Here is a 21,732-nt window from a genome sequence, read left to right on the forward strand (position 1 = left end):
GTCGCAACAAAGTTACCCGACACGGGCGGCGGCGCCGGACTTCGCGGTCGAAATGGGCGAGAATCCGGCCATGACGACGAATCACGGCCGTCCGCTGGACCCTGCCCTGGCTAAGGGCATCTCGCGTCAGAGCTTCCTTCGCGGTGCGGTGTCGGTGCTGGCAGCGGGCGCGGTGTTCGGGACGTCTCGCGCCGCTGCCGACCCGGCGGCCGGCTGGAGTGGCCTGGCGTCCTCCATCGGGGGCCGGGTGCTGTTGCCGTCCAGCGGAGCTCAATTCGCCTCGGGAAAGCAAGTTTTCAACTCCTTCTATGACAGTACGAATCCCGCTGCGGTGGTGTCTGTTTCGTCGCAGTCGGATGTGCAGAAGGCGGTCACGTTCGCGACGGCGAACAACCTGAAGATCGCCCCGCGGGGCGGCGGGCATTCCTATGTCGGCGCGTCGAGTGCCAACGGCACCATGGTGATCGACCTGCGCGGGCTGCCCGGCGGCGCGAACCTCGACGGTGGCGGCAACGTGACGGTCACCCCCGCCACCAATCTGTATGCGGTGCAACAGGCTTTGGCCGCGTCGGGGCGGGCGATGCCGACGGGCAGCTGCCCGACCGTCGGCGTCGCGGGGCTGGCGCTTGGGGGCGGGATGGGATCGGCCACCCGGCGCGCCGGGCTGACCTGTGACGCGCTGCAGTCAGCAACGGTGGTGTTGCCCAGCGGCGACGTGGTCACCGCGTCGGCCAACGACCATCCGGACCTGTTCTGGGCGCTCCGTGGCGGCGGCGGTGGCAATTTCGGGGTGACGACGTCCATGACGTTCGCGACGTTCGCGACCGCCGACAGCGACCTCGTCCGGCTCGAGTTCGCGCCGTCCGCGGCGGTCCAGGTGCTCACCGGTTGGCAGTCCTGGCTGTCGACCGCCGACCGCAACGCCTGGGGGTTGGTCGACCTGTCCGTCGGTTCGGCCCAGGCTAATTGCCACGTGCTGGCGACGTGCCCGGCCGGCGCCGGCTCGGGCGTGGTGAACGCGCTCAAGTCCGCAATCGGGCTGGCGCCCAACTCCGTTCAGAACAAGACGCTCGGCTACATGGAGTTGATGACGTACCTGGGCGGCGGCAGCTCGACGAGCCCGCCGCGCGCCTTCGTCGCCGGGTCCGACGTCATAGGCACCGTGAATTCCGCCTCCGCCCATGCCATCGCGACGGCGATCGGGCTGTGGCCGGCGTCCGGATCGGGCAAGGCTTCGGTAGTCGTCGACCCGCTCGGTGGCGCGGCCGGCGACGTCGCCGCCGGTGACACCGCGTTTCCGTGGCGCTCTCAGGCCGCCGTGTTGCAGTGGTACGTCGAGCCCGCGAGCAACGAGGTGGCCGTCGCGAACAAGTGGGTGGCGTCCGCACATCAAGCGGTGCAACAGTATTCGGCCGGCGGCTACGTCAACTACCTGGAGGCCAACGCGTCGGCGGCGCGCTACTTCGGGCCGAACCTGTCCCGGCTCACCGCGGTCCGGCAGAAGTACGACCCGAACCGGGTGATGTTCTCGGGGTTGGCCTTCTGACAACGACCGCGCGGGGGTTACCCCAGCAGACGGTCCCTGTGCTCGATGAATTGCTCGTGGGTGATCAAACCCTCATCGCGTAGCTTGGCGAACTCGCGTACCTCCGCGGCGAGCCCCATGACCACGGTCCGTGCCGGGTCTTGCGCCTCGGTGTCATCACCGCCGGGCTGCGCGGCCCCGCCGGCGGCCGACGGACATCGGGCCGCTTCCTTGTCGCGTGGGTGGGGACCGCGCACGCCGATGGTGTCGCGCAGGGCGCGGGCGGCGGTGCCGGCCAGTGCCATCTCGCCGAACGTGTTCCCCAAAGTCGTCGACATGGCTTGCGCACCGAGTCCCGCGGGCGCGGCCGGCAGCGCCAGCGCGATCGAGCGCACCCCCGGCGCCGCCGCGGTCCACGAGGGCGGCACCGAGAGCGCGCCGACCGTGTCCGCGCTCCCGATGCCGGCCGACACGGCGCTCGAGGCCGCGTTCGATGCCGCGGCAGCCACGGGCGAGGTGGTCGCCACCGTCCCCGGCAGTGAACCCAGCGCCTCCCAGCCGCTGACGATGTCGTCGGTGTGCAAACCGGTTTGAGCACCGATGAGGTCGATCGGGAGGGATATCGCCCCCAGGGGCGACATGGGGGCGTCCACCCCGTACGCGATTGCATCGGCGCCTAGATTCACCAGGTCCAACGGCGATGACACCCCGAGCGGGGACGTGGCACCGGTGAGGGCCTGCGCCGCCGACGAAATCGGCTGGGTGATCACGGACAACACGCTCTGCGCGGACCCGGCGGGCAGTTCGGCGGCTTGCCCGACCGCGTCGGCCTGACCGGCCAGGCCGTCGGTGTTCTGCGGTGGCGGACGGAACGGGGTCAGCTGCGAGGCGGCGGCCGACGATCCGGCGTAGCCGTACATGGCGGCCGCGTCCTGCGCCCACATCTCGCCGTACTGCGCCTCGGTCGCCGCGATCGCAGGGGTGTTCTGCCCCAATAGGTTCGTGGCGACCAGCGCGGCCAGCAGACTGCGGTTGGCCGCAACCTCCGTCGGCGGCACCGTCGCCGCGAATGCTGTCTCGTAGGCCGCGGCGGCCGCTCTGGCCTGGCCGGCGGTCTCCTCGGCCCGCGCGGCGGTGCCGCTCATCCACGCGCTGTAGGACGCCGCGGCGGCCGCCATGGTCACCGACGAAGGCCCCAGCCAGGGTCCGGCGGTGAGGGCCGAGACCGCCGACTGGTAAGAGCCGGCAGTCCCGTAGAGCTCGGCCGCCAACGATTCCCACGCGGCCGCGGCCGCGAGCATTGGCGCGGCGCCCGGGCCGGCGTACATCAGGCCCGAGTTGACTTCCGGTGGAAGCGTCGCGAAATCCATTGCGGCGCCCTATCCCCGGCGCGTGCCGGCGGCGCCGCCGCGCGAACTGTGGATGGTGACCTTCGACTGAGCGGTCGTGGACGACAAAGCCTTCCCCCTCGAATGGCTTGTGGCGACGCGGCGGCCGGGCCGGCGTCGGGTCGATGACTGGCTACGCCGCGCCCCTCCCCGAGCGGTTGGAGCCGTCGGACTTTGCCCGCGCCGGGCGCGGCAATTCGGTGTTCAGTTCCTGTTCTGCACCCGGTCGCGGCGACGGCCGGCCCTTGGCCAAGGTGGCGAGCAGTTCCCGATATGGCCCGACCAGGTAGACGGTGTCACCCGCACTGAGCCGAGAGTCGCGACGCGGATGCAGCCGAACCGGGGCGTCCTCCCGGGTCACCGCGATGACCCGGGTCTGGGTCGACACTTCGAACATCGGGAGCCCGTCCAGCTCGCTACCGGCCTGCACGTGCATGCCACCGATCAGAAACGACCGGTTCCCGACCGAGAACGTGCCCAGCACCTGCAGGCCCATCGCCGCGCCGATGAACCAGGGCGCCGCCAATTCGACTGTGGAACGGACGTTTTCGAATCCGAACCGTTGCGCGACCGCGGACGCGAGGTCGTGATCGTAGACCCGCAGCACCAGTGGTACTTGCCCCCAACGATTTCCGACGGGAGCGGTTTGGGATCCCAGCATCTCGCGGACGACGATCCCCGTCTCGATGTTGACCATGTCGTCGCGGGTCAGCACCGCGACCGCGCGCGCGGTGTCGACCCGGGCCGCCTCCATGGTCGACCGTAACGTCGCATCCCCGAAGATGACCGGTACGTCGAGCTCGGCGGCCGTGGCCAAAAAGGGGTTGTTCTGGTCGCGCTCGATGACGGCCACGTCGTATCCGGCCTCGGTCAGATCGGTCACGACTCGCACCCCGAGGGCGCTCAAGCCGACCACGATGACGTGGTTGCGCAGGTGGCGCGCTCGCGGGCGCGCGGAAGACAACAGGAAACGCCGCGACAACAGGACATCGGCGACGAACGCGACCAGCAGGGCGGTCGTGGTGACGCCACCCAACATCAGCAGGGCGGCGTACAGCCGCAGCCACGTCGGCTGTTTGGCGAAGCTGAAGTCACCATAGCCCGTGGTCGTGATCGTCTCGTTGGTGAAGTAGAAAGCGTCGGTCCACGACATTCCGGGATGGATGTAGGAGAAGTGCAGCAACGTCGTAGAGACGATGATCAGGATGGTCAGGGCGGCGATCACGGGATAGAACGCGGGGTTGACTTCACTGGGCAGGGCGCGCGTCGCGTAGATGAACCGTCGCAGTCGCGACTGACGCGACCGCGCGCCCTTGACCTGCCGGGGGACCTTGATGCCGCACGCCGCCACCTCCTCGGAGGTGCCGATCATCGCCGTCCAGTCCCCGGCGCTGACGCGCATGTCGCGTCCCGGACACACCATCACCTCGCCGGCGTTCGCGGCGTCGTCGTTGTGCACCACGGCAACCGGTGCGAGGTCGCCGTAGATCTCCCGAAGCGACGCGTCGAATGGTGCCTCGGCGCCGAAGACCACGAAGTCGATGCCGGCCACCTCGAAGGGATGCGTGGTGCGCGCCAGGCTCGCCTCGACGACGGCGGGCGCGGCGATGTCGGCGACGCCGAGGATCGCGCTGGGCCCATCGTCGGCGGCGACCGCTTCGCGCAGTACGTCATTGGCCAGCCGTGCGACCACGCGAATGTCGGGATTGGCGCGCCGGGCCAGCAGCGCGATCTCGAGGTTCGTCGCGTCGTCGTTTCCGGCACAGACGACGGCCGCCGCCTCCGCGACTCCCGCCTTGGTGAGTTCGGTCTTGACGCGGGTGCTGGCGAGGTCGGAGTCCAGAAGTCTGGCCACGCTCGCGCCCGCCCTTTTCAACTCATCGACGATGGTCGACGCCAGCGCGTCGTCACCGCTGACGATGACGCGCTGGTTCATGAGCTTGCTCCCCTCCGTTGAACATTCCACCCCTCCGCCGAATGTTGAATCAGGACGACCTGGACTGGTTACTCCACGAGTCCGGCGGGGCAGACGCGAGCTCTGGCGTAAGCGCTTACTTTGCTGACGGATGCCGCGTGCTACTCCAAGGAAATGGAGATCGAACTCGATGCTAACAGACAGATTCGGCGGGTGGTGAGTCTGTGCGCATCGGTTCGATAACGCAGGCGCGTGAGCGACCTCTCCCATGTGTCCCAAATGCGCTTTATTGCAACATAATTCAATTAATCCAACGAGATGTTGTGGGAACCGCCCGAACAACGACCGCGCGTCCTCGATCAGACTAACTGCCAGGCAATGGGTTTGGCAGACGGCACCTGCACCGGCTTCTTCAACAGTCATGCAGGATTTCGTCGATGACATCGAAGAGATATGACGTACAGCATGTTTCGCATCCAGATCACGAGACGGGTCAATGCGGCCGCCGCGCCTAGATTCATTACCAGCGCTTGTCGGTTTGTTACCCCCGGGTCACCGATCTGGGAATGTGCTGGCAAATCTGCTGAGGAAGTCCTGTGGTTGTGGTTGCTGGCGGCGAATGGGGATGGGAGATGTGCACTGTGGCGGCTACGCTTCCGGAGGGCTTCACGGCCGCGGGGGACGAGTTGTGAGGAATGGGGGAAGGGATATGGCTTTTGGCAACGTCATTGGCTAGCGGGGGGGCTAGCGGGTCGGCCAGCGGGGGCACGGGCGAACACAAGGCGTGGTCGTCCTTCGGCGACGTGTGCAAGCGCGGCGTCCTGGGCAAGCCGTTGATCAACTCCCAACTCGAGCATGAGAAGTTGTCGAATCCAGTCGCGCTGGGGGTGTTGTCGCCGGATGCGATCTCCTCGACCGCCTACGGCTCCGAGCAGATCATGATCGAACTGCTGCCGGCGGCCGGGATGGCGGCGTTCACCCTTCTGCTTCCGATCACCGGTGTGATCCTGCTGATTCTGGTGTTGGTGGCGGCGTCGTATCGCCAGGTCGTCATGGTCTACACCAGATCCGGCGGATCGTACGTGGTCGCGCGCGAAAACTTCGGGCCCCGGGTGGCGCAGGTCGCCGCCGCCGCGCTGCTGATCGACTACGTGGTCACCGTCGCGGTCCAGTGCGCGGCGGGCACGGTCGCGGTGGCCTCGGCGATACCCGCACTGGGTCCTTACAGTCTGGAAATCACCGTCGGAATGGTGCTGCTGATGTGCTTGGCGAACCTTCGTGGTTTGCGCGAGGCCGGCGCCCGTTTCGCGGTACCGACCTACGCCTTCGTCGGCATGGTGTCGTTGACGATCGTCGTCGGGATCGTCCGGGAGCTGTGCGGCACGCTGCCGGTCTACGACGCCGAACACGTCGCCGGAGCGGTCCCGGTCCATCACGGCGGCGGCCTCATCATGGGTGCGACGGTTCTGGTTGTGCTGCGCGCGTTCGCCAATGGCGGATCGTCGCTGACCGGAGTGGAGGCCATCTCCAACACGGTCACCACCTTCCGCAAGCCGGAGGGCATCAACGCGCGCCGGGTCATGACGATCATGGCCTGCATCCTTGCGTTCTTGCTTGCGGGCGTGGCGTGGCTGACGCACGTCACGCATGCCGTGCCGTACACCGACGGCTACCCCTCGATGTTGTCCGAGATCGCTCGCGCGGTGTTCGGCCACGGGGTGATCGGTAACGCCCTGTACATCCTGGTTCAGGCGTCGACGGCGGCGATCCTCTACACCGGCGGCAACACCAGCTTCAACGGATTCCCGGCGTTGGCCAGTTTCGTTGCGGGGGACCGCTTTCTGCCGCGTCCATTGATGAAGCGCGGACATCGCCTGGTGTTCTCCAACGGCATCATCGCCCTGACCGCGCTGTCGATCGCGCTGCTCGTCATCACCGGCGGCTCGGTCGACGCGCTGGTGCCGTTTTATGCGATCGGTGTGTTCACCGGGTTCTCGATGGCCGGCTACGGCATGACCAAGCACTATCTGGCCCAACGCGGGTCGGGTTGGCGGCGCAACGTGCTGATCAATTTGTCGGCGGGCGTCTTGTCGACGATCGTCGTGGGCATCTTCGCGGTCGCCAAGTTCACCGAGGGCGCCTGGCTGATCGTCGTCGTGTTTCCCCTGCTCGTGCTGGCGTTGATGCGCCTCAACCGGCAGTACCGCGCCGAGGCCTCCGTCCTGGAGATGTCTCGCACGGAACCGCCGGTCCTGAGCCGATACACGCGACACCGGGTGTTCGTCTTCGTGGATGCGATCGACCTCGCCGAGGTCGAGGCCATGAGGTACGCGAACGGGCTGCATGCCGACGAGCTCACGGTCGTGCACTTCGTGATCGATCCCGATCACGCCGCCCGGTTGCAGAAGCGCTGGGAGGTCTTCGAACACGGGACCCCGCTGCGACTGGTCGACTGCCCGGACCGTCACCTCGGTCGGGCCGCGCATGAGTTGGTCCTGCGAGTGCTGAGCGATCATCCGGACACCAAGGCGACCGTGCTGCTTCCGCGCCGAACCTACTCGCCGCTCATCGGTCGACTGCTACACGACCGTACCGCCGACAAGATCGCCCGAGCCGTCAGCCGCATCCCCGGAGCGGCCGCGCAGATAGTGCCTTACGACATCGAGTCGCGCATCGCAGAGGTCACTCGCGCCGGATGATTCCGGGCGGCCGGCGATCGACAGCCTGGCCGCGAAGCCGAATTCGACTGAAGACCCTCGAGGAAGGGATGCATTGTGACGCAACCGAGCGGTGGACTGCCGCTGTCTTTCACCGACAAGTGCAAGCGGGTGTTCCTCGGAAAGCCCCTGACCACCGATCAGCTGGACGGCGAGCGGCTGCCGAATCACATTGCTCTGGGCGCACTTTCGCCGGACGCCATCTCCTCGACCGCGTACGGAACCGAGCAGATCATGATCGAACTGCTCCCTGCGGCCGGTATGGCGGCGTTTGCATTGGTGCTTCCGATCACCGGCGTCATCCTCGTTGTCCTTGCGCTGGTGTCCGCGTCGTACCGACAGGTCGTCATGGCTTACACCCGGGCCGGCGGGTCCTACACGGTCGCGCGAGAGAACTTCGGTCCGCGGGTGGCGCAGGTCGCCGCTGCGGCGTTGCTCATCGATTATGTGGTCACCGTGGCGGTGCAGCCGGCGGCGGCGACGGTGGCGGTGGTCTCGGCGATTCCCCCGCTGCGGCCCTATCACCTCGAGATCACACTCGCGGCCGTAGTCCTCATCTGCCTGGCCAACCTGCGCGGGCTGCGACGGTCGGGTCGCACGTTCGCGATGACGACCTATGCCTTCGTCGGAATGATCACCCTGACGATTGTGACCGGAATCGTCCGCGAAATGTTCTGGGGATTGCCGAAATACGACCCCCAGCACATCGTGGGAGCTGTGCCGGTTCATCAGGGCGGCGGGCTCGTGATGGGCGCGTCCATCCTGATCGTGTTGCGCGCGTTCGCCAACGGCGGCACGTCGTTGACCGGGGTGGAGGCCGTGTCCAACACCGTCAACGTCTTGCAGAAGCCGCAGGGCCCCAACGCCCGTCGCGTGCTGACGTGGATGGCCTGCATACTCGGCTTCTTGCTGGCGGGCGTCGCGTGGCTGACGCACGTCACCCACGCCGTGCCGTATCTCGATGAGTACCCGTCGATGTTGTCCGAGATCGCCAGGGCGGTCTTCGGCCACGGGGTGATCGGCAATGCCTTGTACTTCCTGGTGCAGGCGTCGACCGCGGCCATCCTCTTCACGGGATGCAATACCAGCTTCAACGGCTTTCCTGCGTTGGCCAGTTTCGTTGCCGAGGACCGCTTTCTGCCGCGTCCGCTGACGAAACGTGGCCATCGCCTGGTCTTCTCGAACGGCATCTTCGTGTTGACGGCGCTGGCTATGGTGCTGCTGATCATCACCGAAGCCAAGGTCAGTGCGCTGGTGCCGTTCTTCGCGATCGGCGTGTTCACCGCATTCGCGATGGCTGGTTACGGCATGGCCAAGCACCACTTGACCCGCCGCGAGCCAGGCTGGCGATTCAAGCTGGCGGTGAACCTGTCGGCAGGAACGATGTCGACGGTCGTGGTGGGCATCTTCGTGGTGGCCAAGTTCACCGAGGGCGCCTGGCTGATCGTCGTCATCTTCCCGTTGCTGGTCCTGGCGCTGATGCGCCTGAACCGGAAATACTGCGACGAGGCCTCGGTATTGGAGATGTCGCGCGCCGAGCATCTTGACCTGACCCGGCATCCGCGACTGCAGGTGCTGGTTTTTGTGGACTCAATCGATCTCGCGGAGATCGAGGCGCTACGCCTCGGCTACGGGTTGCACGCCGACGAGCTCACTGCGGTGCATTTCGTCATCGACGTCGATCATGCGATGGCGCTGCGGGAACGTTGGAACGTCTTCGAGCACGACACGCCGCTGTGGTTGATCAACTGCCCAGATCGCCACCTCGGCCGAGCCTCGCACGAGTTGGTGGTACGGGTTCTCAACGACCATGCGGACACCAAGGTGACGGTGCTGTTGCCGCGGAGGACCTATTCGCCGCTCCTGGGTCGCTTACTGCACGACCGGACTGCCGACAAGATGGCCCGCGCCGTCAGCCGCATCCGCGGGGCGACCGCCATCATCGTTCCGTACGACATCGAGTCGCGCATAGCGCGCGTCGCCCCGGCTGATCTCGAGGTCGAGCCGCACGACGTCGTCGGGGCGGCCAGGTCCACCCTCGTGGGTGATTGACGGGGGGCTTTGGCTCGACCTGGCGGTGGCTCGAATCGTCGGCGTTGCGGCCTCGGTGTGATCCGAAATGGGTTGGCTGAAAGTAATTTTTCGAGTGTGTATCTGGGGCGATTTGACCGGCGGGTTTTGTCGGGGGTGGGGGTTAGTTTGGCGGTGTGAGTGCGGGTGGTTGTGCAGAGATCGATGCGGTGTTCGACGCGCTCGATGCCGACTTGGACCGTGCTTTGGGGTTGTCGTTTGATGTGTTGGACACCGGTGCGCGGTTGCGGGTGTTGCGCCGGTGTGAGCGGGTGCGTCGGCGGATCCCGGCGATCGAGCATCCGCTGATCAATGACCTGGCCCGGCAGGCCACCGCTGAAGAGTTGGGCGGCAAGCTGTCTCATGCGATCGCCGAGACGGTGTTGATCAGCCGCGCCGAAGCCGGCCGGCGCATCAAGGGCGCCGCCGAGTTGGGTGCGCGGCACGGCCTTACCGGGGAGCCGATCGCGCCGGCGCTGTCGGCGACCGCCGCCGCCCAACGCGCCGGCACGTTGGGGGTCAAGCAGGTCGCGGTGGTCCGCCGGTTGTTTCACACCCTGCCCGCCTCGGTGGACGTCGAGACCCGCGAACTGGTGGAAACCCAGCTGGCCGCCCTGGGCGCGCAGTGCGGCCCTGAACACCTGGCGCAGTTCGCCGCCGCGGTGGCCGACCGGCTCAACCCCGACGGCAGCTACACCGACACCGACCGCGCCCGGCGGCGCGGGCTGACCCTGGGCCCCCAGGGCGCCGACGGCATGTCGCAGCTGCGCGGGCACCTGACCCCCCAAGCCCGCGCCACCGTGGAGGCGGTGCTGGCCAAACTGGCCGCCCCCGGCATGTGCAACCCCCTCGAGCAGACCCCGTGCGTGGACGGCGCCCCCACCCAGCAGGCGAGCGACCGCGACGCCCGCACCGCCGCCCAACGCCACCACGACGGACTGCTCGCGGGCCTGCGCGCGCTACTGGCCTCAGGCAACCTCGGCCAACACAACGGGCTGCCCGCGGCCATCATCGTCACCACCACCCTGCAGGAGCTCGAAGCCGCCGCCGGCACCGGCCGCACCGGCGGCGGCACCCGGCTACCGATCAGCGACCTGATCCGGCTGGCCCGCCACGCCCACCACTACCTGGCCGTCTTCGACCACGCCAAAGCCCTGGCGCTCTACCACACCAAACGGCTGGCCTCACCCGGCCAACGAATCGTGCTCTACGCCAAAGACCGCGGCTGCACCGCCCCGGGCTGCACCGTGCCCGGCTACTACAGCGAAGTCCACCACATCACCGACTACGCACAATGCCAACGCACCGACATCAACGGCCTGACCTTCGCCTGCGGCCCCCACCACCGCCTCCTGCAACCCGGCGGCTGGACCACCCGCACCACCCCCCACGGCGACACCCAATGGATCCCCCCACCCCACCAAGAACGCGGCCAACCCCGCACCAACCCCTGCTGGCACCCCGAAAAACTCCTCCACAACGAGAACGAAGACGAAGAGGACGACGACGGCGAAGAAGACGAAAACTAAAGGCGGTCAGGCGGCCAGCGTCGCCCGGATGCAGACGGTGACATAGGGCAGCGCCAGGCCCGTCGCATTGGCCAGCGCCGGATGGGTGGCCAACAGTTCCCGCACCTGGTCCAGCGTCTTGCTGCGCACCTCGGTCGGCGAGGTGATGCAGTAACTGCGCGATGCGACCAAATCGATCAACGCCTGCGGCGTAAGGTAACTCGTCCACTCGACGTGATGGCGTTCGGGCTGCTCGAAGGACGCGGTCAGGTCCACGTCGAAGCGGCCCCCATCGCCATCGGAACCGATGATCTGGCCGAGCTCACGCACCCAGCCGAGCCGTTCGTCGCGCGTGTTCCACACCAGCCCAAGCCGCCCGCCCGGTCGCAGCACGCGAGCCACCTCCGGGATGGCGCGCTCGGGGTCCACCCAATGCCAGGCCTGGGCTACCAGGACGGCGTCAACGCTGTTGTCCGGCAACGGGATTTCCTCGGCGGTCCCCAGCAGCGCGCTGGTTTCCGGCAGGGACGTGCGCAACACTTCGAGCATGTCGGGGATCGGGTCGACGGCCACGACCTCGAGGCCGCGTTCCACCAGTCGGGTGGTCAGCTTTCCGGTGCCCGCTCCGAGGTCGAGCACCTGGCGCGCGCCCCGCGGCAGCAGCCAGTCGATCGCCTCCGGCGGATAGGACGGGCGGCCCCGCTCGTAGGCGGCGGCCGCCGAGCCGAACGACAGGGAGCGCTCGTGGCTGGAACGCGTCACCGCCGGCACGCGCCTTGGGTCTCGCCTGTGTCCCCGCCCGCGTTGAGGGCCACGTCGAGCGTCTTGCGGATCAAGCCCCCGACGGCATCGGTTTCGACCAGGAAGCCGTCGTGCCCGCAGATCGACTCGACCACCTGCAGCTCCCCGCAGCCCGGCAACAGCTCGGCCAGTTCGTCCTGCAGCCGCAGCGGATAGAGCCGGTCGGAGGTGATGCCGCCCACCACCGCCGGGACCGGGCAGCCGCGCAGCGCCGCCGCCACCCCGCCCCGGCCACGGCCCACGTCGTGGCTGTTCAGCGCCTCGGTGAGCACCACATAGCTGCCAGCGTCGAACCGCGCCAGCAGCTTGTTGCCCTGGTGTTCCAGATAGCTCTGCACGGCGTAGCGGCCGCCGCTCGCACGGTCCTCGTCGCCCTGCGCGGCATTGGCGAACCGGGTGTCGAGCTCGACCTCGCCGCGGTAGGTGAGGTGCGCGAAGCGGCGGGCGATCGCCAGGCCGGCGTCCGGCCTGCGCCCGGTCTCGTGATAGTCGCCGCCCTGCCAGTTCGGGTCGGCCTTGATGGCAGCGATCTGGGTGGTTTGGGTGCCGATCTGGTCGGCGGTGGCGCGCGCCCCGACCGCCAGCAGCAGGCCGGCCCGGACTCGATCGGGGTGGCCGACCATCCACTCCAAAGCCCTTGCGCCGCCCATGGATCCGCCGACGACGGCGGCGACCCGGTCGATGCCCAGCGCGGACAGCGCCGCGATGTCCGCCTCCACCTGATCGCGCACCGTGATCAGCGGGAACCTTGAGCCCCAGGGCTTTCCGTCGCGGGCGCGGGAGCTGGGCCCGGTGGAGCCGCGGCAACCCCCCAGCACGTTGGTGGCCACCGCGCACCAGCGGTTGGTGTCGATCGGCGCGCCGGGCCCGGCGATCCCGTCCCACCAGCCGGGCGTGGGATGTCCCGGTCCGGCGGGGCCGGTGATGTGCGAGTCGCCGGTGAGTGCATGCAGGACCACCACCACGTTGTCTCGCGTCGGCGACAGCTCGCCCCAGCGCTGGACGGCGATGCACACGTCGTCGATGACCGCGCCGCTCTCGGTGGTGAGCGAGCCGATGTCGACGAAGCCGAGTTCCCCCTCGGCGGGCAGCGTTTGGATCGGCACGTCGGAGATCGTCACGTCGGAGCCCCTAGAACGCCGCCACGGCCTGCGGGTCGGAAGTCGCCGCGTGCGTGCGGGCCGCGGCGAAGCCCAGCTCCAGGTCGGCCAGGATGTCGTCGATGCCCTCGAGGCCCACCGCCAGCCGCACCAGCCCTGGGCTGACACCTGTGGTGAGCTGTTCCTCCGGGCTCAGCTGGGCGTGGGTGGTGGACGCGGGGTGAATCACCAGCGAACGCACGTCCCCGATGTTGGCGACGTGACTGTGCAGCTTGAGCGCGTTCACGAACGCCTTGCCCGCCTCGACGCCGCCGGCCAGCTCGAACGCCAGCACCGCCCCGCATCCCTTGGGGGCCAGCTTCTTTCCCCGCTCGTGCCACGGCGAACTCGGCAGCCCGGCGTAGTTGACCGACAGCACGCCGTCATGGCCGGCCAGGAACTCGGCGACCCGCTGCGCGTTGGCGACGTGCCGCTCCACCCGCAGGCTCAGCGTCTCCAGGCCCTGGGCCACCAGGAACGCGTTGAACGGCGAAGCGGCCGAACCGAGGTCGCGCAGCAGCTGCACCCGCGCCTTGAGCGCGTAGGCCGGCGGACCCAGTTCGGCGAACACCACGCCGTGGTAGCTCGGGTCGGGCTCGGTGAAGCCCGGGAAGCGGCCCTGCGCCCAGTCGAAGGTGCCGCCGTCGACGATGACGCCGGCAATCGCGGCGCCGTGCCCGCCCAGGTACTTGGTGGCCGAGTGCACCACGATGTCGGCGCCGTGCTTGAACGGCTGGATCAGGTACGGCGTGGCGATGGTGTTGTCGACGATCAGCGGCACGCCGTTGGCGTGGGCGACGCCGGACACCCCCGGGATGTCGAGCACGTCGATCTTCGGGTTGGAGATCGTCTCGGCGAAGAACGCCTTGGTGTTCGGCCGCACCGCGGCCTGCCAGGAGTCCAGGTCGTCGGGATCCTCGACGAAGGTGACCTCGATGCCGAGCTTCGCCAGCGAGTAGTGGAACAGGTTGTAGGTGCCGCCATAGAGCCGCGGGCTGGAGACGATGTGATCTCCGGCACACGTGAGGTTCAATATGGCGATGGTCTCAGCCGCCTGCCCCGAGCTGAGGAACAGCGCGGCCACCCCGCCCTCCAGCGCGGCGATGCGTTGCTCGACGACGTCGACGGTCGGGTTGCCGATCCGGGTGTAGATGTTGCCCGGAACCTCCAGCCCGAACAGGGCGGCGGCGTGCGTGGTGTCGTCGAAGACGTACGACGTGGTCTGGTAGATCGGCAGCGCGCGGGCGTGCGTGGCCGGGTCGGGCTGTTGGCCCGCGTGGATCTGCTTGGTCTCGAAGGACCAGTGCGCCGCCGGGTCCGGATCGGTGGTGTTCTCGGAGCTCATGGATGGTTGCTTTCTGCTGAACGTGCTGCTGAAGGTGCTCTGTGGCGAACAGGGATGTGACCGGGGTCACCGGTTAGCAACGGCACACGACTCGGCGCATGGGCGAATCCGAACGGGGTAAATGGAGGCACATCACGTTTCCCCTCTGGTCAGGGGTCCGTCATGGCGGACCCGCGCTTGCCGTGCAGCCGGCTACTGGCTACTAGACCTGGTCATCACCCGGGGCACCCCACCGCGGTTGGAGGGTTGCCGGCCAGCAAGCCGGGGCTTGACGCTGGCGCTCATGACCAATACGAAGACTATCTTATGGTGCCGACTCCGTGCCAACCCCGATGGCCTTGACCATCGGACGCCGCGCGGGCTTCTTGAGGACCGGCCCCTACAGCTGGTCCAGGTCATCGGCCGCCGGCGTGTCGGGCTTCGATGCGTACAGTTCGTGCAGACGCAGCGCCACCGACAGTTCATCTCGCCGCGACAGGAGTGGCCGCCCGAGTTTCTCCTCGACCGTACGCAGCCGGTAGCCGACGGTTCGATCGTTGAGCGAGAGCCGGTTAGCGGTTGCCGATGCGTTGTGTCCGGCGTCGAAGTAGGCGCGAACGGTAGTGCGCAGTTCCTCAGCGCGCTGGTCGTCCTCTGCCAGGAACCCGAGTTCGCGCTGGATGAACTCGCGTGCCAGCGTCGCGTCATGGCTGGTGAGGGACAGCAGCGCCACGTCGGCGTACTGCAGCGTCCTGGACCCCAGCTGTCGACCGATGCGGTATGCCTCGCGAGCCTCCCGATGGCTGATCCGGAAACCCTCCAGGCCCTCGCCCACCTCGCCGAACGCGACGAAGGTGGTGCTCGGCACGGCGGCCACCACAGCCTTCTGGGTCGCCACGTCTCGAAGGTTCTTGCCGCCGATCCACGCCCAGACGGATTGAGTCGGTCCTCGGACGGTGAGGCAGCTCAAACCGCTACGGGCAGCGAGCCGGCGGATCACCCCTTCGGAGCCCTCTCCAATCGAGATGGCGGCCATGTGCGTATCTGTAAGTCGGTAGGGGAGCTTGCTCTGGTCGATGGGTAGCCCGTCGAGCAAGTCTCTGACCATTTGCCTTCGCCGACGGTCACTTTCGCGGAAAAGCGACAACCGCTCCCCCTCGTAGACCTCGGTCACCAGGACGATCATCCGGTCGAAGTAGGCAAAAAGGTAGCGAGAGCTGAGCTTGAGGACCTGCGAACGTACGGTTGACTCGTCGATCGTCTGCTCGGCAACGTCCATGGTGTGCTCCCAGATGACCGAGTGGCCGGTCCGATACGTCTGGATGAGCGCCTCCAATGAGATGCCCCACTGGGCCACGGCGCGCGTCTCCTCGACCGCAGCTGTGGGGAGCGCCTCTGGGATGACGCGGTCCGAGGTCATCTGGTCGAGCATCAATCCGAGATGCGCGTAGCAACTCGCGGTATACAGGGTGACAAAGTCGGGATCGTCGGAACTGAAGAAGGCCGGGATGTCGACCCTCATTCGCTGGAGCATCTCCTCGACCATCGGGCGGTGGCGGTCGCGCAACCGTACGCGCAACGTCGCCATCCGCTGATCCATCGAGTCTCCCACTGCCCTCCTCCCGGTCGAACTTCTCGTCGATGGTATTGCCAATGCCCATCGAACCGCCGCGTTTAACAAATGCGTTAACAGTTGATTTCGGTGAGCGTCATGAAGACGGGCGTTGTTACACAGGCGAACCGGACGGACCTCACGCCTACCGAAGATCGCAAAGACCGGCGTCAAAGTTTGACGGCTTTCGTAATTGTCGCGACGGCACACCGCGCAGCAAAGTTAGCCGCATGTGCCCACCAAGCGCGACAGGTGTCACGGAATGCCTTGGCGTTCCAACACCTAACCGGCCACGAGTTGAAGGATCAACGTCGTGATCCAGTTCTGCGACGATATCAACGTCACTGTGCGGCAGACGATTACCGCGCGGTTGAGTAACTGGCTTCCAGCTGACGGTGTCGCCGACGTCAAGGTGCGGGCACTCCCGGGTGGCGCCATCAACCGCAATTACCTGGTCGATGTCGGCAACGGTTACGTCCTGCGCCTGGCACCCCCCGCGCGGTCGAGAGCTCAGATCGGTATCGACATGGCCAATTCGGCCGTCGTTGCGAGAATCGCCGCGGAGGCGGGAGTTGGGCCATCGGTTATCGGTGTGGATCAGGAGACCGGCGATTCGTTGATCGAGTTCCTCCCCGGAGTCCTCAGCGCCAGCACCATTCGCGATCTAGACGTCCTGCGTCGGGTCGGCGACACCGTCCGAAGGCTTCATGAACTGCCGGTAGGGACCGTTCGTCGGGTGTCCGCGTTCGACGAATTCGACGAATGGTTCGGCAATGCCGTCGGGCGGTGCGCGCCGCACGCCGAAAAGTACTCGGCATTGCAGAAATCGCTCGAGGCATGCCGCACGGTCCTGGAGAACGTGGAAGGCACCTGCCTCTCACACCGGGATCTCAACCCGCAGAACTGTATTCAGACCAACGACACGGTCAGGCTGATCGACTGGGACTTCTCCGGCGTGGACAGCCCTTACCTTGACCTCGCGATGCTCGCCACCTACGCCGAGCTGGACGACGGTCAGTTGGACGTCTTCGTCCGCGCCGCAATACCCGACTTCGAGGCAGAGGACCTGGCGCGGGTGCAACTGATGCGGTTCGTTCATGCGTTGCGCGAGTGGGCCTGGTGTCTGAGCGCCAGCGACTTACTCGTCGACCGCACCCATGCCGAAGCGGCTCTGTTGCCCACCACGCAGTCCGGCGTAGAGACAAACTTCTACGACGGTTACCGCGCGGTCAACTGGCGGTTTGCCGTGGACCTCAGCAGTGATGGCCGGTGGGACATGTGGCTGCACAGTGCGTCGTCAGCACTCCCGGCACCCGGATTCCGGTGAGCGAAGGCAACAGCGATGAGTGACAACAGCGATGAGTGAAAGGAAAGAGGAGCACGGACCAATGGCGGGCAACGATTCACGTGAGAACCTGGCAACACTGGCCTATGCGTCGAGCGTCGACGCTCAGCATCTGGTGTCTATGACGCCGGAGGAACTCGGCCTCGTCGACGTGTGCGGAAACCCCGACATGCTTGTCCACGAGTTGCGTTCGACCAGTGGACCGGGCGGCAGCGTGTGGGCTGCCGTGGTCACAGTCTTTCCGTGTTGCTTCAATTATGTCTTTGCCGGGAATGAAACCGTTCTCGTTCTCGAGGGAGAAGCCACGGTCGAGGTTGGCGGGACGCAAATCGTCGAATTAGGACCCGGGACCATCGCATCCTTCACGAAGGGGACGAAGTCGCGGTGGCGAATTCACAAGAGATTACGCGAATTCGCGGTGCTCACGGACACCTGATCACTCGAAAACCCTTGTATGTCGTATGAATTAAGGCCGCCCCGGAAGGAAGAAGTGTGTCAAACGTTGCTGACGTTCGCCCTGTGAAGGACCGTCGCTCCATCGACGGAAAGGTTCTCTGGCTGGACCCGGAGGCCGGTGCGCCCACTACGTCCGCGGCACCCTCGCTCGCCGGTGATGTGGAGGCGGAGTTCTGCATCGTGGGCGGCGGATTCCTGGGACTGTGGACCGCGTTGAAGTTGCTCGCGGCCAAGCCGGACGCCGACATCATCCTCCTCGAGGCGAAGACCTGCGGCTGCGGGGCGTCCGGCCGCAACGCCGGATTCGCGATGACGATGTGGTCGAAGGCTGCGTCGCTGACCAAACGCGCGACGGTCCAGGACGCCGCCCGTCTGGCACAGGCGAGCGAAACAGCACTGACCGAAATCGCCGGGTTTTGCGCCGCTGAGGGCATCGACTGCGGCTTCGACATGTCCGGCTGGTTGTGGACTGCGAACGCGCCCGCACAGGTGGGCTCCTGGGAGTCGACGGTGAGGGCGGCCGAGTCCCTCGGTGGCAGCCCCTTCGAGCGGGTATCCGCCAAAGACGCTCGTGAGCGCCTGGGCACCGACAATGTATTCGGCGCGGTGTTCGAGGAGAAATCCGCGATCGTGGACCCTGGACGGCTGGTGCTCGGGTTGCGCGACGCGGTCGCGCGTCGCGGCGTACGGCTGTTCGAGAACTCGGCGGTCAAGAGCATCGATCGAGCCGGTCAGGTCGTCACCACCGACGCAGGCTCGGTGCGGTGCCGCCAGCTCATCTTGGCCACGAATGCCTGGTTGGCGGAGCTGCCGGAGTTGAGGCGCGTGATCGTCCCCGTCTCGGCGGACGCGGTCGCAACCGAGCCTGTGCCGGACTTCTTGGACTGTAACTGGCGCGCCCGCGAATCCTGGACCAACTCCGGCACTGTCGTGGACTTCGCCAGGCCCACCGGCGACCGGCGAGTGGTGTTCGGCCGAGGGGCGGCTGCCATCGCGTTCCGCGGTCAGATCGACGACCGCTTCTTCGTGAATCCCCCTCGCACGCTGGAACTCTCGACGGCACTCGTGCAGCAGATACCCCGGCTGTTCGGTGCTGCGGTGACCCACTCCTGGTCGGGACCGGTAGATCGCACACAGGACGGTCTTCCGATCATCGGCCGACTTCCCGGGTCGCGGGCGCTGTTCTGTGCGGGCTTCGCCGGCAACGGCGTTGGGCCCTCGGTCGTCTTCGCCCAGATGCTTGCGTCGCTGGCGTTGGGGCTCGACGACGCCTGGGCCGCAAGCAGTTACGTCGGGATACCGAAATACCGCTTCCCGCCGGAGCCGGTGCGCTATGTCGGCGCGCTGATGATCCGTGGAGCGGTCCGGCGCCACATGGCCGCCAGCGATCAAGGCCGGCCGAGCTCACGCCTGACGAAGCGATTGGCCGAACTGGGGCCCACCGGGCTCATGAAGGTGAAGTGATGGTCACGACGCGAACCGTGGGAAAGAGAACCGTGGGAAAGAACAGTGAATCTCCAGTCTGAAGCCGCACCCGAGGCGGTGCATGTCTCCGAGCGGCCTCATTACGGCCTGTTCATCGGGGGCTCCTTCGTCGACGCCCTTGACGGTGACGTCTTCCCTTCGGTCAACCCCTACACCGGGGAGGACTGGGCCTTCATGGCCAGGGCGGCCAGCGCCGACGTGGACGCCGCCGTCGCGTCCGCCCGTCGTGCCTTCGAGCTCTGGTCGCGGACGTCGGGACGCCGGCGAGCCGCCCACATGCACAGTCTGGCAAGGGTCATCGAGAAGAACGCTGACCGGCTGGCGCGCATCGAGACCATCGACAACGGCAAGCTGTTGGCGGACACCAGCCGACACGTCCGGGGACTGCCGGCATGGCTGGACTACTTCGGCGGATTGGCCGACAAACTGCACGGAACCACGATCCCCCTCGAGGAGCCCGGGCTGGTGGCCTACACCAAACGGGAGCCAGTCGGCGTGGTGGCTGCCATCACGCCCTGGAATGCCCCGCTCGCGGTTCTGTTGTGGAAGCTTGCGCCAGCACTGGCCGCGGGGTGCACGATGGTGATCAAGCCATCCGAGCACGCCTCCGCGTCAACCCTTGAGCTCGGAAAGCTGTGTGTCGAGGCGGGATTGCCCGACGGGGTCGTCAACATCGTGACGGGATTCGGCCACGAGTGCGGCGAGCCGCTGGTGCGTCACCCAGGGATCGACAAGGTCTCGTTCACCGGCTCGACGGCGGTCGGTTCGGCAGTGATGCGGACCGCCGCGACGAACATCACCGGCGTTGCCCTGGAGTTGGGCGGCAAGTCCCCCAACATCGTCTTCGACGACGCCGACCCCCAAAGGGCTTCCGAGGCGGCCGCGAAGGCGATCTTTTCCTCGACGGGCCAGAGCTGCCAGGCGGGCTCGCGACTCTTCGTGCAGCGCCGGCTCTACGACGACGTGGTCCGACGCGTGGCCGGTCACGCCGAGGCGATGAGGCTCGGCAACCCGCTGGAGCCGTCGACCGACATGGGACCGGTGGCCTTCCGTGCACACCTGCAGCGAATCGCCGCGCTCGTCGCCGCCGCCCAGGACGAGGGCGCCGCCCTGGCGGCCGGCGGTCGGGCGCCCAGCGCCCCTGAGCTGGGCAATGGATACTTCTTTGAACCGACGGTCCTGAGCGAGGTACGCAACGACATGACCATCGCTCAGGAAGAGGTTTTCGGCCCGGTTCTGGCGGTGCTTCCCTTCGAGGACGAGGCCGACGTGATCCAGCAGGCCAATGACAGTCCATTCGGCCTCGCCGCAGGAGTGTGGACACGCGATGTCAGCCGCGCCCACCGGGTCGCTGCCAACCTTCGCGCCGGCACGGTCTGGGTCAACACGTTCCGCCGAATCGACCCCGCGATGCCGTTCGGGGGCGTCAAGCGCAGTGGTATCGGCCGCGACAGCGGCGTCGAGTCGCTGAACGAGTACTTGGAAACCAAAGCGGTGTGGATAGACACGTCTGCCTGATGTGAGGCGTGGCTCACCCACAGGGACCAACAGCGAAAGGAAACCGCATGGATGGCAAGGGCCTGGTGAATGGCCTCCTGGCGGGCAAGGCGGTGATCGTCACCGGGGCAGGAAGTGGCATCGGAGCCGCGGTGGCAAAGCAGGCCGCCGCCGACGGAGCGAACGTCCTGCTCCTTGGGCGACGCGTGGACAAGCTGGAGGAAACCGCTGCCGCCATCGGCGACGGCGCGCTTGTCCAGCGATGCGATGTGACGCAGCAGGCCGACATCGACCGGGCGGTCGCCCTCGCCCTCGCCAGGTGGGGCCGGATCGACGGACTCGTGAACAACGCCGGGATGTTCGTCATGGCCCACGCCCTTGAGATGACGCGGGAGCAATGGAATCAGGTTATCGACGTCGACCTGAGCGCGTCGTTCTTCTTCACGCAGGCGGCGGGCCGTGTCATGGCACGCGCGGGTGGGGGCTCGGTCGTCAACATCGCCTCGGTCAACGGGCACCAGGGCGAACCGCTCAACGCGCCCTACAACGCGTCAAAAGCGGGCCTGATCGGGTTGACCCGTTCCCTTGCGATGGACCTCGGCCGCTTCGGGATCCGCGTCAACTCCGTCAGCCCCGGATATGTCGACGGGACCCCCATGGCCGACGACACGGGCGATGCCGACGAGCCCATGAGCGTGCTCCTCAGTGATTGGCAGCGTGCGCCGCTGCGGCGGATGGTGGACACCCCGGAGGTCGCGAACCTGTGTACGTTCCTGCTCTCAGACAGGGCGTCGGGCATGACGGGATCGGACGTGGTCATCGATGGCGGGATGCTGACGAATCACTATGCGCTCGAATCAGTCCCGGCTACGGGATGGGCGTCCTTCCAGGACAGCGTTACCGCGCAGGTGAGGGCCAAGCTGGTGTCCGGCGAACTCTGAGGGCGACGA

General features: G+C 66.9%; 13 protein-coding genes, 2 pseudogenes and 1 riboswitch. Of the genes and pseudogenes, 9 read left to right on the forward strand and 6 right to left on the reverse strand.

The genetic code is table 11. The annotated features are described in order from the left end of the window. Positions 1-106 precede the first annotated feature (106 nt). Positions 107-1,546 (forward strand): FAD-binding oxidoreductase, encoded by a 1,440-nt coding sequence (locus G6N56_RS23255; RefSeq protein WP_085258437.1) that lies wholly within the window; start codon positions 107-109, stop codon positions 1,544-1,546. Positions 1,547-1,563: 17 nt separating this feature from the next. On the opposite strand, the gene G6N56_RS23260 is transcribed toward G6N56_RS23255, so the two are convergent. Together G6N56_RS23260 and G6N56_RS23265 are read right to left on the reverse strand one after the other, a co-directional pair. Then, on the reverse strand, positions 1,564-2,895 hold the full coding sequence (locus G6N56_RS23260) for a PPE family protein (protein ID WP_085258426.1): 1,332 nt from the start codon (positions 2,893-2,895) through the stop codon (positions 1,564-1,566). A gap of 151 nt (positions 2,896-3,046) precedes the next feature. Next, entirely contained in the window at positions 3,047-4,849 is a 1,803-nt protein-coding gene (locus G6N56_RS23265) for an NAD-binding protein (protein ID WP_085258425.1), read from the reverse strand. 674 nt (positions 4,850-5,523) lie between these two features. Between G6N56_RS23265 and G6N56_RS23270 the strand changes: the two are divergent. From G6N56_RS23270 to G6N56_RS23280, 3 genes and pseudogenes are all read left to right on the forward strand, one after another. Next, positions 5,524-7,509, forward strand: a pseudogene (locus G6N56_RS23270) (APC family permease); the annotation flags it as partial. 93 nt (positions 7,510-7,602) lie between these two features. Then, positions 7,603-9,543, forward strand: a pseudogene (locus G6N56_RS23275) (APC family permease); the annotation flags it as partial. A gap of 209 nt (positions 9,544-9,752) precedes the next feature. Continuing rightward, positions 9,753-11,144, forward strand: coding sequence for an HNH endonuclease signature motif containing protein (locus tag G6N56_RS23280; protein WP_163645165.1), 1,392 nt, complete (start codon positions 9,753-9,755; stop codon positions 11,142-11,144). Between the two features lie 6 nt (positions 11,145-11,150). Here the strand turns inward: G6N56_RS23280 and G6N56_RS23285 are convergent, their stop codons facing one another. The 4 genes from G6N56_RS23285 to G6N56_RS23300 all read right to left on the reverse strand — a co-directional run bounded on the left by G6N56_RS23285 (position 11,151) and on the right by G6N56_RS23300 (position 15,999). Beyond that, on the reverse strand, positions 11,151-11,885 hold the full coding sequence (locus tag G6N56_RS23285) for a class I SAM-dependent methyltransferase (protein WP_085253677.1): 735 nt from the start codon (positions 11,883-11,885) through the stop codon (positions 11,151-11,153). Beyond that, on the reverse strand, positions 11,882-13,045 hold the full coding sequence (metX, locus tag G6N56_RS23290; protein ID WP_085253672.1) for a homoserine O-acetyltransferase MetX: 1,164 nt from the start codon (positions 13,043-13,045) through the stop codon (positions 11,882-11,884). The genes G6N56_RS23285 and metX overlap by 4 nt, the downstream gene beginning before the upstream one ends. A 10-nt stretch (positions 13,046-13,055) precedes the next feature. Then, entirely contained in the window at positions 13,056-14,408 is a 1,353-nt protein-coding gene (locus G6N56_RS23295; RefSeq protein WP_085253671.1) for a bifunctional o-acetylhomoserine/o-acetylserine sulfhydrylase, read from the reverse strand. Between the two features lie 168 nt (positions 14,409-14,576). Next, a riboswitch (SAM riboswitch) is annotated at positions 14,577-14,697 on the reverse strand. A gap of 90 nt (positions 14,698-14,787) precedes the next feature. Beyond that, on the reverse strand, positions 14,788-15,999 hold the full coding sequence (locus G6N56_RS23300; RefSeq protein WP_085253670.1) for a PucR family transcriptional regulator: 1,212 nt from the start codon (positions 15,997-15,999) through the stop codon (positions 14,788-14,790). A gap of 313 nt (positions 16,000-16,312) precedes the next feature. On the opposite strand from G6N56_RS23300, the gene G6N56_RS23305 reads away from it, so the two are divergent. From G6N56_RS23305 to G6N56_RS23325, 5 genes are all read left to right on the forward strand, one after another. After that, positions 16,313-17,326 (forward strand): choline/ethanolamine kinase family protein, encoded by a 1,014-nt coding sequence (locus G6N56_RS23305; RefSeq protein ID WP_158090656.1) that lies wholly within the window; start codon positions 16,313-16,315, stop codon positions 17,324-17,326. Positions 17,327-17,387: 61 nt separating this feature from the next. Further along, entirely contained in the window at positions 17,388-17,780 is a 393-nt protein-coding gene (locus G6N56_RS23310) for a cupin domain-containing protein (protein WP_158090655.1), read from the forward strand. A gap of 83 nt (positions 17,781-17,863) precedes the next feature. Further along, the gene (locus tag G6N56_RS23315; protein WP_158090654.1) at positions 17,864-19,264 is read left to right on the forward strand and encodes an NAD(P)/FAD-dependent oxidoreductase; all 1,401 of its coding nucleotides are present in this window, start codon (positions 17,864-17,866) and stop codon (positions 19,262-19,264) included. Between the two features lie 45 nt (positions 19,265-19,309). Beyond that, positions 19,310-20,803, forward strand: coding sequence for an aldehyde dehydrogenase (locus tag G6N56_RS23320; protein ID WP_232069135.1), 1,494 nt, complete (start codon positions 19,310-19,312; stop codon positions 20,801-20,803). Between the two features lie 47 nt (positions 20,804-20,850). Further along, positions 20,851-21,723 carry an SDR family NAD(P)-dependent oxidoreductase gene (locus G6N56_RS23325; protein WP_085253665.1) on the forward strand — a complete coding sequence of 291 codons (873 nt, stop codon included), beginning with the start codon at positions 20,851-20,853 and terminating at the stop codon, positions 21,721-21,723. The last annotated feature ends 9 nt before the right edge of the window (positions 21,724-21,732 follow it).

Source organism: Mycobacterium saskatchewanense (genome assembly GCF_010729105.1).
Classification (GTDB): domain Bacteria; phylum Actinomycetota; class Actinomycetes; order Mycobacteriales; family Mycobacteriaceae; genus Mycobacterium; species Mycobacterium saskatchewanense.